12 protein-coding genes are annotated in these 12,937 nt (G+C 67.8%); all 12 read left to right on the forward strand.

From position 1 onward, the window contains the following. Positions 1–3: 3 nt before the first annotated feature. The 12 genes from murD (at position 4) to OG716_RS01040 (ending at position 12,933) form a co-directional block, all read left to right on the forward strand. Positions 4–1,446, forward strand: a complete 1,443-nt coding sequence (murD, locus tag OG716_RS00985) for a UDP-N-acetylmuramoyl-L-alanine--D-glutamate ligase (RefSeq protein WP_327146647.1) — start codon at positions 4–6, stop codon at positions 1,444–1,446. Then, on the forward strand, positions 1,443–3,032 hold the full coding sequence (ftsW, locus tag OG716_RS00990; RefSeq protein WP_405135847.1) for a putative lipid II flippase FtsW: 1,590 nt from the start codon (positions 1,443–1,445) through the stop codon (positions 3,030–3,032). Before murD ends, ftsW begins: the two co-directional genes overlap by 4 nt. After that, a complete protein-coding gene (gene murG, locus OG716_RS00995; RefSeq protein WP_405135848.1) occupies positions 3,029–4,177 on the forward strand; it encodes an undecaprenyldiphospho-muramoylpentapeptide beta-N-acetylglucosaminyltransferase in 1,149 nt (382 codons plus the stop codon). The genes ftsW and murG overlap by 4 nt, the downstream gene beginning before the upstream one ends. 70 nt (positions 4,178–4,247) lie before the next feature. Continuing rightward, positions 4,248–5,693, forward strand: coding sequence for a UDP-N-acetylmuramate--L-alanine ligase (gene murC / locus OG716_RS01000; RefSeq protein ID WP_405139445.1), 1,446 nt, complete (start codon positions 4,248–4,250; stop codon positions 5,691–5,693). Between the two features lie 6 nt (positions 5,694–5,699). After that, positions 5,700–6,539, forward strand: coding sequence for a cell division protein FtsQ/DivIB (locus OG716_RS01005; protein WP_405135849.1), 840 nt, complete (start codon positions 5,700–5,702; stop codon positions 6,537–6,539). Between the two features lie 321 nt (positions 6,540–6,860). Further along, positions 6,861–8,135, forward strand: coding sequence for a cell division protein FtsZ (ftsZ, locus tag OG716_RS01010; RefSeq protein ID WP_327140962.1), 1,275 nt, complete (start codon positions 6,861–6,863; stop codon positions 8,133–8,135). Positions 8,136–8,596: 461 nt separating this feature from the next. Next, on the forward strand, positions 8,597–9,337 hold the full coding sequence (gene pgeF / locus OG716_RS01015) for a peptidoglycan editing factor PgeF (RefSeq protein ID WP_355128787.1): 741 nt from the start codon (positions 8,597–8,599) through the stop codon (positions 9,335–9,337). A 113-nt stretch (positions 9,338–9,450) separates the two neighbouring features. Next, positions 9,451–10,149 (forward strand): YggS family pyridoxal phosphate-dependent enzyme, encoded by a 699-nt coding sequence (locus tag OG716_RS01020; RefSeq protein WP_405135850.1) that lies wholly within the window; start codon positions 9,451–9,453, stop codon positions 10,147–10,149. Between the two features lie 104 nt (positions 10,150–10,253). Continuing rightward, positions 10,254–11,057, forward strand: coding sequence for a cell division protein SepF (locus OG716_RS01025; RefSeq protein WP_355128783.1), 804 nt, complete (start codon positions 10,254–10,256; stop codon positions 11,055–11,057). Between the two features lie 390 nt (positions 11,058–11,447). Then, positions 11,448–11,750, forward strand: coding sequence for a YggT family protein (locus tag OG716_RS01030; protein ID WP_297629014.1), 303 nt, complete (start codon positions 11,448–11,450; stop codon positions 11,748–11,750). A gap of 73 nt (positions 11,751–11,823) precedes the next feature. Beyond that, positions 11,824–12,642, forward strand: coding sequence for a DivIVA domain-containing protein (locus OG716_RS01035; RefSeq protein WP_327140957.1), 819 nt, complete (start codon positions 11,824–11,826; stop codon positions 12,640–12,642). Between the two features lie 87 nt (positions 12,643–12,729). Then, positions 12,730–12,933, forward strand: coding sequence for a hypothetical protein (locus OG716_RS01040; RefSeq protein ID WP_327146645.1), 204 nt, complete (start codon positions 12,730–12,732; stop codon positions 12,931–12,933). The last annotated feature ends 4 nt before the right edge of the window (positions 12,934–12,937 follow it).

Below are 12,937 nucleotides of genomic sequence, written 5' to 3' on the forward strand. Positions count from 1 at the left end.
CCCATGCTCGAATTCCTGCGTGGTCGTGACGTTCTCGTCGCCGGCTGGGGGGTGTCGGGGCGCTCGCTGGTCGAGCCGCTCCAGGACATCGGCGCCCGGCCGGTCGTCACCGACGGCGGGGCCAAGGCGCTGGCCGAGGCCGCCGAACTCGGTGTGGCGACAGCCACTTCCGCCGATCTCCTCGAACCCGATGCGCTGCAGCGGTTCGCGCTGGTGATCACCAGCCCGGGCTGGCGGCCGGATTCCCCGGTGCTGGCTTCGGCTGTCACCGAGGGCATTCCGGTGTGGGGCGATGTCGAGTTCGCCTGGTGGGTCGATCAGGCCCGCATCTACGGCCCGGTGCGCAAGTGGCTGGTGGTGACCGGTACCAACGGCAAGACCACCACCACGCAGATGACGCATTCCATCCTGCGCGCCGCGGGCATTCCCAGTGTGGCGTGCGGCAATATCGGCCTGCCCATTCTGGATGCGTTGCGGCGCAGTCCCGGTCCGCAGGTGCTCGCGGTGGAACTGTCCTCGTTCCAACTGCACTGGGCGCCGTCGGTGCGGCCCGAGGCCGGTGTGGTGCTGAATGTGGCCGAGGATCACCTGGATTGGCACGGCGGCCTGGACGCCTATGCGGCGGCCAAGGCGCGCGCGCTGACCGGACGGGTCGGCGTGGTCGGCCTGGACGATCAGGTCGCCGCCGCGCTGGCGCGAAAGTCCAAGGCGCGCCGCACCGTCGGGTTCCGCATCGGCGTTCCCGCCGACGGTGAACTCGGCGTGGTGGACGGCAAACTCCTGGACCGCGCCTTCACCAAGGCCGCCATCCTGGCCGAGGTGGGCGATATCAGCCCGCAGGGCCCGGCCGGCGTGGCCGACGCCCTCGCGGCGGCCGCGCTCACCCGATCCATCGATGTGGCTCCGCAGTTCGTGAAGGAGGGCCTGCAGGAGCACAAGGTGGGCCCGCATCGCGCTGCCTTCGTGCGGGAACTGTGCGGCGTCGAATTCGTCGACGACTCCAAGGCCACCAACCCGCATGCCGCGCGCTCCTCGATCATGGCGCACCAGTCGGTGATCTGGGTGGCGGGCGGTCAGCTCAAGGGCGCCAGCGTCGAGGACCTCGTCGAAGAGGTGCGCGAACTGCTTGTCGCCGCCGTGGTTTTCGGCGCGGACGCCGCGGTGATCGCCGCCGCACTGGCGCGACACGCCCCGGATGTCCCCGTCGTGGAGCTGAATTCGGGGGACGATGCAGGGATGGGTGACCCCTTCGCCGAAGTCGAACCCGAAGCGGTGATGGCCCGCGCGGTTCGAGTGGCCGCAGGGTATGCCACCCGCGGCGACACCGTGCTGCTGGCTCCGGCGGCAGCTTCTCTGGATATGTTCGCCGACTACACGCATCGTGGGCGAAGTTTCGCGGCAGCGGTGCAGGCCCTGGACGAAAAGGACATCGGGAGAACGGAATGACGGCACCGCGGCGGGCCGCGAAAGAGTCACCGCGGCGGGCCGCGAAAGAGTCACCGCGGCGGGCCGCGAAAGAGTCACCGCGGCGGGCCGCGAAAGAGTCACCGCGGCGGGCCAAGGACGCACCGCGGGCCGCGTGGTTCGTGGCCTGGCTGGCCCGCCCGCTCGCTTCGTTCCACCTGGTGGTCGCGATCGCGGTCCTACTCACCCTGCTCGGCCTCGTTATGGTGCTCTCCGCCTCCAGCGTCGAGTCCTATGCCGACGGCAAATCCGCGTATTCGCTGTTCATGCTGCAGGTGGCGATGGCGGCCTTCGGCGCGGTGCTGTTCTATATCGCGCTGCGGATTCCGATGCGGGTGATGCGGCGGCTGTCGTTCCCGGTCTTCGCGCTGTCGGTGCTGCTGCTGGTGCTGGTGCTGATTCCCGGCGTCGGTACCAAGGTGCAGGGTTCGCAGCGCTGGTTCGACCTCGGCTTCGTTTCGGTGCAGCCGTCCGAGATCGCCAAGGTGACCCTGGTGGTGTGGGGTTCGCATCTGCTGGCCTCGCGGCAGACCGAGAAGGCCGGGTACAAGGACCTGCTCATGCCGCTGGTGCCCGCGGGCCTGCTGGTGTGCTTCCTGGTCGTGCTGGAGCCGAACCTGTCGACCACCATCGCACTGGGCATCGTGCTCACCTCGCTGCTGTGGTTCGGCGGGCTGCCGCTGCGCATGTTCGTCACCATCGCGGTGTCGGGCGCTGTGGCGGCCGGTGTGCTGGCGCTGTCGGCCGGTTACCGCTCGGACCGCATGCGGGCGTTCTTCAGCCCCGGCAGCGATCCGCAGGGCATCGGCTATCAGGCCCGCCAGGCCAAGTACTCCCTTGCCGACGGCGGTATCTGGGGGCGCGGCCTCGGTCAGTCCCGCGCCAAGTGGAGCTATCTGCCCAACGCGCACAACGACTTCATCTTCGCGATCATCGGCGAGGAGCTCGGTTTCCTCGGATGTGCCTTGGTGCTGGGCCTTTTCGCGCTGTTCGTCTACGCGGGCCTGCGCATTGCGACCCGGTCGGCGGATCCGTTCATCCGGCTGCTGACCGGTTCGGCCACCACCTGGATCACCGGGCAGGCGTTCATCAATGTCGGCTATGTGGTGGGCCTGCTGCCGGTGACCGGTCTGCAGCTGCCGCTGGTCTCGGCGGGCGGTTCCTCGCTCGCCATCACGCTGCTCATGTTCGGCATCATCGCCAATGCCGCCCGGCACGAACCGGAGGCGGTGGCGGCGCTGCAGGCCGGACAGGACGGGCGCTTCAGCCGGCTGCTGCGACTGCCGGTGCCCGAAATGTATTCGCCCGCACGGGCGCAGGCCGCCCGGGCGCGCAAGAAGCCCAAGCCGAAACCCAAGCCCAAGGCGGGCGTCAAGGCCGCCCCGCAGCGCCGCGCCCTGCCGCCCAGCGGCCGCGGCCGGGGTGGCAGTGATGCGGCGGCGCGGCGGTCCGTAGATTCCGATACCGCCAGGCGCACCAGCCGCTCCACCGAATCGTGGCGCAGCACGCGGGCCTGGGAGCCCAGCTATCCGACGAAACACGATAGGGACAGGGGACATTCGAGGTGACAGTGGAGCGGCCGCTCTCGGTGATCGTGGCGGGCGGTGGCACCGCAGGGCATATCGAACCCGCATTGGCGGTGGCCGACGCGCTGCGGCGGCGGGATCCGGCCATCCGGGTGACGGCGCTGGGCACCCAGCGCGGCCTGGAGACCAAGCTGGTCCCCGAACGCGGTTATCCGCTGGAGTTGATTCCGCCGGTTCCCCTGCCGCGCAAGCCCACCGCCGATCTGCTGCGACTGCCGGGCCGGGTGCTGGCCTCGATGCGCCGCACCCGCGAGGTCATCGACGCGGTCGAAGCCGACGTGATCGTGGGCTTCGGCGGATATGTCGCGCTGCCCGCCTACCTGGCCGCCGGCCGCGGACTCACCCCCGGAATGACGAGGCGAGGCCGGCGCAAGGTGCCCGTGGTGGTGCACGAGGCCAATGCCATGGCAGGCATCTCCAACAAGATCGGTGCGCGCCTGGCCACGAGAGTGCTGGCGGCAGCGCCGAACTCGGGGGTGCGCTCGCGCGGCCGCGCCGATGCCGAGGTGGTGGGCATTCCGGTGCGTTCGGCCATCACCACCCTGAACCGGGCGGCGCTGCGAGCGGAAGCCCGCGAGCACTTCGGCCTGCCCGCGGAGGGGCCGGTGCTGCTGGTGTTCGGCGGTTCACAGGGCGCGCGCAGTCTGAACGAGGCGGTATCCGCCGCCGCACCGCCGCTGACCGCCGCCGGGATCTCGGTGCTGCACGCGCACGGCCCCAAGAACACCCTGACTCTTGCGGGCCTGCACGAACCCGCGAAATACGTTGCGGTGCCGTACCTGTCGCAGATGGCCCTGGCCTACGCGGCCGCCGACGCCGTCGTCTGCCGCTCCGGCGCCATGACGGTCGCCGAGGTGTCCGCGGTCGGCCTGCCCGCCTTCTATGTGCCGCTGCCGCACGGCAATGGGGAGCAGGAACTCAATGCGCGGCCGGTGGTCGCCGCGGGCGGTGGCAGAATCGTGGCGGACGCGGAGCTGACTCCGAAATACGTGATCGACGAGGTGATACCGCTGCTGCTGGATTCCGAGCGGCTGACGGCCATGGGCCGCGCGGCGGCCGGCGCCGGGCATCGGGACGCCGCGGACGAGGTTGCGCGCATTGTGTGGGAGGTGGCAGGTCGTGAGTGAAGCAGCGGACAACCGAAACGTGATCGTCGAACAGGAGACGGACCTACCCGAACTGCTGCAGCGGGTGCACATGATCGGCATCGGCGGCGCCGGAATGTCCGGCATCGCGCGGATCCTGCTCTCGCGTGGCGGCATGGTGTCCGGTTCGGACGCCAAGGAGAGCCGGGGCGTGCTGGCGCTGCGGGCCCGTGGCGCCCAGGTGCGCATCGGCCACGATGCCGGCGCCCTGGACCTGCTGCCCGGCGGCCCGACCGCCGTGGTGACCACCTACGCCGCCATTCCCAAGACCAATCCCGAACTGGTGGAGGCGCATCGGCGGGGACTGCCGGTGCTGCTGCGCCCGGCGGTGCTGGCCGAGCTCATGCAGGGCCACAAGACCCTGCTGGTCTCCGGCACCCACGGTAAGACCTCCACCACCTCCATGCTGGTGGTGGCGCTGCAGCACACCGGCGCGGACCCGTCCTTCGCGGTCGGCGGTGAGCTGAACGAATCGGGCACCAATGCCCACCACGGCACCGGCGGCATTTTCGTGGCCGAGGCCGATGAGAGCGATGCCTCGCTGCTGCAGTACGCACCCGATGTCGCGGTGGTCACCAATATCGAATCCGATCATCTGGACTACTTCGGCACCGATGAGGCCTACACCCAGGTCTTCGACGATTTCGCGGACCGCCTGCAGCCCGGCGGCCGGTTGATCGTCTGCCTCGACGACGCGGGCTCGTTCGGCCTGGCCGAGCGCACCCTCGCGCGGCTCGGCGACAATCCGCGCGGTATCGAGGTGATCGGTTACGGCTCGGGCGATTTCACGACCCCCGGACTGACCATCGGCGCACAGCTGCTGTCCTGGGAGCCGCGCGATGTCGGCGGCGTCGCGGTCTTCCAGCTCTCCGACGAACCGGCCGCCCGCACCCTGCGGCTCTCGGTGCCCGGTCGCCATATGGCCCTGAACGCGCTGGGCGCGCTGCTGGCCGCCCGCGCCGCCGGCGCCGATATGGGCGAAATCATCCAGGGCCTGGAGGGTTTCGGCGGCGTGCACCGGCGCTTCCAGCTCACCGGCCGGGAGAACGGTGTACGCGTCTTCGACGACTACGCCCACCACCCGACCGAGGTGCGCGCGGTGCTGAGCGCGGCCGCGGAACTGGTCGCACAGGAGGCTCGCGACGGCGCCCGCTCGCGGCCGGGCCGGGTCATCGTGGTCTTCCAGCCGCACTTGTACAGTCGCACCGCCACTTTCGCGACCGAGTTCGGCACCGCCCTGTCCCTCGCGGACGAGGTCGTGGTGCTCGATGTGTACGGCGCGCGGGAAGAGCCGCTACCCGGGGTGAACGGCGCGCTGGTGGCCAATGCCGTCACCAAACCCGTGCACTACCAGCCGGATATGTCGCGAGTGGGCCGCCAGGTGGCAGCTCTCGCGCGGCCCGGCGATGTGGTGATCACCATGGGCGCGGGCGATGTGACCATGCTGGGCGGGCAGATTCTCGACGGGCTGCGCGCACGACCCTCGCACGGGCGGTGAGCGGAGATGCGCTCCGGTGGGGGAGAGGGCAGCGTCACCGATCGGACCGGGGACGACCGATCCGATAACGCTCTCGCCGACGATGATTCGGCCGCGCGGGCGGCGGCGCGGCGCGCTCGACTACGGCGCGGCCGGACTCGCGGCAGCTGGTTCACCAACGAGGACGGCGATTCCCGGCTGCGGCTGGCCTGGCAGTCCCGGCGGGTCCGCATCGGCGCGGCGGCGGGTGTCGTCCTGCTGATCGCGCTGGCCCTCACGGCCTGGTTCTCCCCGATCTTCGCGGTGCGCTCGGTGCGCATCGACGGTCTGCACGCGGTGCCGGAAGCCCAAGTGCTGGACGCACTCCAGGTGCCCGACGGATTGTCCATGATGCGCCTGGACACCACCGCCATGGCCGAGCGGGTGGCGCAGCTGCCCAAGGTGCGCAGCGTGCGGGTGCAGCGGGAATTCCCGTCCAGCGTGCAGGTGACCGTGGTCGAGCGGGTGCCCGTGCTCTTCTTCGACGCTCCGGACGGACCGCACCTGCTCGATTCCGACAGTGTGGAATTCGCGATCGAACCGCCTCCGGACACCGTGCCCAAACTGGTGACCGACCATCCCGGCGGTAACGATCCGGTGACCAAGGCGGCGGTGGCGGTCATGTCCGCGGTCCCGCCGAGCCTCGGCGTGGGACAGGTTGTGGCCCGCTCGGTTTCGGATATTGCTCTCCAGTTGCGGGATGGGCGTACCGTGCTGTGGGGAGGGGCGGGCGATTCGCAGCGCAAGGCAGCGGTGGCCGTTCCGCTGCTCACCCAGCCCGGCAACGTGTTCGATGTATCGAGTCCGAATCTGGCCACGGTAAAGTGAGCGACACCCATTGGGCCGCCGGAATTTTCGGGTGGCTTGCCGGAGTGTCACCGTCGGAGCCCATCCTGGCTCCGGAGGGCAACCGTCCAAGATACGATGCCTGGTGGGTCGAACGAGGTGGATCACACAAGATTCTGATTCTCGTTTCGGCGCGCCTGCGCACGTATTGCGGTGGCTGCGAATACCGTTTCGGCCCAGTCGGATACTTGACATAAGGCTAAAGCTATGGTTGAGAGTTTATCAACTCGAGATCACCGGCACGGCGTACGGCGAGCATCTGTTAGACGACAAGCTTTTTGGATCTAAGGAAGGCGAGAGCCCATGACGCCCCCGCACAACTACCTTGCGGTGATCAAGGTCGTCGGTATCGGCGGCGGCGGCGTGAATGCCGTCAACCGGATGATCGAACAGGGACTCAAGGGAGTCGAGTTCATCGCGGTCAACACCGACGCGCAGGCTCTGCTGATGAGTGACGCGGACGTCAAGCTCGACGTCGGCCGCGAACTGACCCGAGGCCTGGGCGCCGGCGCCGACCCCGAGGTCGGCCGCAAGGCCGCCGAGGACCACAAGGACGAGATCGAAGAGGTGCTCAAGGGCGCCGACATGGTCTTCGTCACCGCGGGCGAGGGTGGTGGCACCGGAACCGGTGGCGCACCCGTCGTGGCCGGGATCGCCCGCAAGCTGGGCGCGCTCACCATCGGCGTGGTGACGCGGCCCTTCTCGTTCGAGGGCAAGCGCCGCAGCAATCAGGCCGAGGCGGGCATCCAGGCGCTGCGCGAATCCTGCGACACCCTCATCGTCATCCCCAACGACCGGCTGCTGCAGCTGGGCGATGCGGCGGTGAGCCTCATGGATGCCTTCCGCTCGGCGGATGAGGTGCTGCTCAACGGTGTTCAGGGCATTACCGACCTGATCACCACCCCGGGTCTGATCAATGTCGACTTCGCGGACGTCAAGTCCGTCATGTCCGGTGCGGGCAGTGCCCTCATGGGCATCGGCTCGGCCCGCGGTGAGGGCCGCTCGGTGAAGGCCGCCGAGTCGGCGATCAATTCGCCACTGCTCGAGGCATCCATGGACGGTGCGCACGGTGTGCTGCTCTCGATCGCGGGCGGTTCCGATCTCGGACTGTTCGAGATCAACGAGGCCGCCTCGCTGGTGCAGGAGGCCGCGCACATCGAGGCCAATATTATTTTCGGAACGGTCATCGACGACTCCCTCGGCGACGAGGTACGAGTGACGGTGATCGCCGCGGGTTTTGACGGTAGCGGCCCCGCCCGCCGCATCGAGCCCGCGGTAGGTCGCACCGGCACCACCTCTTCCTCCTTCGGCACGGCCCGTGCCTCCGCGGGAGAGGTGACTCGCGCCAGCGAATTCACCAGCGCGCGCGCCCCCGAACCGGCGGCCCCGGTGCGCCAGGAGCCGGCCCCGGTTCCCGTCGCCCAGACCCCGCCCTCCTCGGGCCGCGGCCCCGCCCCCTCCTACGAATCCCCGCGTCCCTCCGTCGATCCGACGGTCGCGCACAACAACCGCACCCACATCCAGCCCCCGGATGCCGACGACGATGACGTCGACGTCCCCTCCTTCATGCGCAGGTAATAAGCGCTGTACCGCCTCCCGGAACTTTTACCGACCGGCCCGCAACGCGAAGACTCGCGTTGCGGGCCGGCGGTTTTTGAGGTGGCCGAGTTAGCCCGTACCTGGTGAGTTACCCCGATCTCACGAGATCAGTTGTCGCGTTGGGATGAAACGAACCCGACGCGGCTACAGCTCGCGCACCGCCCCTCTTCCGGTGATTGCGCCCACATCGTCAGTGACGCAATTGCGAATCGGATGAGCTTCGGGCACTCCCCGTCTCGTCGTCCCGTCATCCGGCATGTTTTCGGCCGGGATCCACACCGGCTGTGCTTGAGCAGGTTTCGTGGATTCCGCCCGGTAGTGGGTCGGAACGGTGAGGGCTGACACGCTGCGCGCAGGACTGGCGGCGGTGCGCTGAGAGTGTCGGGAACCAGATCGGTGGGGCGGGGAGTTGCCTGTTGGTGGCTACTACCCTTGGGTTCATGACTTCGACTGCGCAGACTTTTCGGACCAGGCGGGTGGTGACGTCGCGGGCGGGCGGGTTCTCGCAGGCGCCGTACGACTCGTTCAATCTCGGTGATCATGTGGGGGACGATCCGGAGGCGGTGCGGCGCAATCGGGTTCGGCTCGCGGAGAGTCTCGGGTTGCCGCCGGAGAATCTGGTCTGGATGGAGCAGATCCACTCCCGCACTGTCGAGATCGTGGACGGGCCGCGCGCAGAGGCGGTGCCTGCCACAGATGCGCTGGTGACAACTCGGCGCGATCTGGCGCTGGTGACGCTGAGTGCCGACTGTGTGCCGGTGCTGCTGTCCGATGACGAGGCGGGTGTCATCGCCGCCGTGCACGCGGGCCGCATCGGCGCGCGCATCGGAATCGTGCCGAAGGTGCTCGAGGCGATGGTGTCCGTCGGGGCGCGCGTCGAGCGGATCGGCGCCTTCCTGGGGCCGGCGGCGAGCGGTCGCCAGTACGAGGTGCCCGCCGCCATGCGCGCCGATGTGGAGAAGCATCTGCCCGGCAGCGCGACCACAACTGTCCGGGGCACTCCGGGTCTGGATCTGCGCGCCGGACTGCGCCGGCAGCTGCTGGAGGCGGGCGTGAGCGGTGTCGCCATGGACCCGCGCTGCACCATCGAGGACAAAGCACTGTTCAGCCATCGGCGCGGCGCGCCGACGGGACGACTCGCCGGTGTGATTTGGATGTCATCGGAGGGAATCCAAGAATGACCGAAAACCTGGGTGCGGCAACCGATTCTGCGGGGTTTCCCGCCGCCGCAGGTGCGGCCGGACTCACATCCGCACCTGATCCGGTCGCCCGATCCTCGGCTCGGATCGCGCAATTGTCGGCGGCGCTCAACACGCTGAACGAACGCATCGATGCAGCGTGCGAGGCTGCGGGACGTGCCCGCGACACCGTCCGGCTGCTCCCGGTCACCAAGTTTCACCCGGCCTCGGATATCGACATCCTCTATGGTCTGGGACTGCGTGAGTTCGGTGAATCGCGGGAACAAGAGGCATCGGACAAAGTGGCGCAACTGCGCCATCTGTCGCAAGTGCGCTGGGACTTCATCGGCCGGCTGCAGCGGAACAAGGCGAAATCCGTTGCCACCTGGGCAAATACGGTCTATTCGGTCGATAGCGACCGCTTGGTCACCACCCTTGACGCCGGGGTCCGCGCGGCCCTCGAAACGGGGGAGCGCAGTGCCCCGCTGCGCGTGCTGATTCAGGTCAGCCTGGACGCCGACCCCACCCGGGGAGGTGTCTCGGACACTGCCATGCTCGCCCTCGCCGATCAGCTCGAAAAATCGGCATCACTGCAGCTGGCAGGCCTGATGGCGATCCCGCCACTGGACGCCGATCCGGACGACGCGTTCGAGCGACTCGCCCGTATGCACGCTTCACTTTTGTCGGCACATCCCCAGGCCAGCGAGCTGTCGGCGGGCATGTCAAGTGATTTGGAGGCTGCAATCCGCCACGGATCCACCTGCGTGCGTGTCGGTACCGCTTTGATGGGCGCTCGACCGATAACCTCGGCGTAGCAAAGAAACCTCATCAGTCACATATGAAACATATGCTTGGTGTCGGACGAGGACTGAGCAGGACAACACCCCAGGCCAACCGGGGCCGAAGGAAGGTCGACCAGATGAGCACGCTGCACAAGTTCAAGGCGTACTTCGGCATGGTTCCGCTCGAGGACTACGAAGACGACTACGTCGAGGACCGCGGTCCCCGCGGCGCCACCGACGAACGTGCCCCGCGCCGGCCCCGGCCTTACACCGAGCGCGATTACGACCGGTACGAGCACGAGCGCTACGACGACGAGCCCGGGTACGCCGCGGAGCCGCCGCCCTACAAGGCGCCGTACAAGCCCGCCTACAGCGCCACCTCGCGCCGTGACGAGTACTCCGACGAATACGCGGAGGACCGCGACCGTTACGACGCGCCGCGTCGCCCCACCCGCATCGACACCGCCCCCTCCAGCCGTACTCGGTCCATGGGCGCGTCCATGGGTGGCGGCGGTGGCGCCTCCATGGTGCGCGGCACCACTCGCGGCGCGCTCGCCGTGGACCCGGAGGCCGAGCGGCGCATGGAAGAGCTGCGGATGGAAGAGCGCCGGCTGGAACAGCAGCCGCCGCGTCCGTCCGCGATCTTCAACGACGGAGGCCCCTTGTCCAAGATCACCACATTGCGCCCGCGCACCTATGCCGAAGCCGCCATCATCGGCGAGCGTTTCCGCGACGGGACCCCGGTGATCATGGATCTGGTGGAGATGAGCAACAGCGATGCCCGCCGCCTGGTGGATTTCGCCGCCGGTCTGGCCTTCGCACTGCGTGGTTCCTTCGACAAGGTCGCCACCAAGGTCTTCCTGCTTTCCCCCGCCGACGTGGACGTTTCCGCGGAGGAGCGGCGCAAGCTCGCCGAAAACGGCTACTACAACCAGAAGTAGGCTGTATTTTCTGCCTCCGCTCCGCTCCGGCGGGTTCGGGGCCCTGTTACCCGGCTCTTCCCTCCTTCGCTCCTCCGCTTCGCTCCCCCGCTACGTCAGTCCAGACCCGGGCGGGCCCCGAACATGCGAGTTGAGCTGTGTCGCGGCAAAATTCATGGGGCTTGACTCTCGTCGCCCTGCTGTTGTGGCTGGAACGGCCTCCGGGCCAACACAATCCGAGTGTGTGCCGCTGCCCGTGAGGGAGCCTCTTATGTCTGACTTGTCAGGGTGTCTTGCCGGACTTGTCGTGATAACGGGCCCGACTTGTCCGATCTGCCACAACCACACTGTGACCGGTCCGACCGGTGTTCCTATTTTGCGCGTCACCGTTTCTGAGGCAGAGTGAACGTCGTGGCCCTGTTCCAGGTGTTGAACCTACTGCTGTTCCTCTTCTGGCTCCTGCTGATCAGCCGAGTCATCGTCGAGTTCATTCGCAGCTTCGCGCGGGACTGGCGGCCCACCGGGTTCGTTGTGATCGTCCTCGAGGCGATCTTCACGATCACAGACCCTCCGGTGAAACTACTGAGGCGTTTGATACCTCCAGTGAATCTTGGGGGAATTAGGCTCGATCTGTCGATAATGGTCCTGCTTTTCATCGTCTTCATCTTGATGTCGATCACGGGCCAGCTCGGGCAGTCGGTAGCTCAGGTGTGACAGAATGGCCGGAAGAACTAATGCTTGCCAGATCTACCGCTAGATCTCCAACGAAGCGTGAAGGGATCGTTCCATGCCGCTGACCCCTGCCGATGTGCACAACGTCGCGTTCAGCAAACCACCGATCGGGAAGCGCGGCTACAACGAGGATGAAGTTGATGCCTTCCTCGACCTGATCGAGCAGGAGCTCTCACGCCTCATCGAGGAGAACGCGGACCTTCGCCAGCGTGTTGCTGAGTTGGACGCGGAATTGGCTGACGCCAAGAAGAATCGCGGTCCGGTCAATGCCGTGAAGGCGCCGGTCGTGCCGGAGCCGGTCAAGGCCGCGCCGCCGCCGCCCGCCCCCATGCCGGTCGCCGCGCCGGTGGCCCCGCCGGTCGCGCCCAGTGCGGACGCGAATCTGCAGGCAGCCAAGGTGCTCTCGCTCGCACAGGAGATGGCCGATCGCCTCACCTCGGACGCGAAGACCGAGGCAGAGCAGCTGCTCGCCAATGCCAGAGCGAATTCGGAGCGACTGGTCGGCGATGCCCGCACCCGTTCCGAGGCCATGGTCGCCGACGCCCGTCAGAAGGCCGAAGCCATGCTGTCGGACGCCCAGACCCGTTCGGACAGCCAGCTGCGCCAGGCCAAGGAGAAGGCCGACGCCCTGCAGGCCGATGCCGAGCGCAAGCACACCGAGATCATGGCCACCATCACGCAGCAGCGCAGCGTGCTGGAGAGCCGGATCGAGCAGCTCAAGACCTTCGAGCGCGAATACCGTGTGCGCCTGAAGTCCTACCTGGAATCGCAGCTGGAGGAGCTCGAGAACCGTGGTTCCGCGGTCCCGGTCGATGGTGGCGAGTTCAGCGACAACGCCTCGGGCAACGGAGCACTGCTCAAGGGCGGCAAGTAGAGTCGTAAGCACGGCCACTGGTGCTGCGCTGCCCGTTGATCGGGTTGTGCGGCGCCGCCACCGTTTCCATACGAGGGGGTGGTGACCATGCTCGTGATGACATTGGCCCTGGCAGCCGTCGGTTTCGGCCTGCTGGTGACCGCACTGACCACCGGTTCGGTGGTCTGGGCGTGGGCCTGCATTATCGTGTGCGTGCTCGGTGCGGTGCTGCTGCTGGTCAGCGCTCTTTCCTTCCGTGAGGACCCCGATGACGCGCAATCGCGTCCCGGTGGGCGGCACGCCAGGCATTGACGGT

Origin of the sequence: Nocardia sp. NBC_01388 (assembly GCF_045040085.1) — a bacterium.
Classification (GTDB): domain Bacteria; phylum Actinomycetota; class Actinomycetes; order Mycobacteriales; family Mycobacteriaceae; genus Nocardia.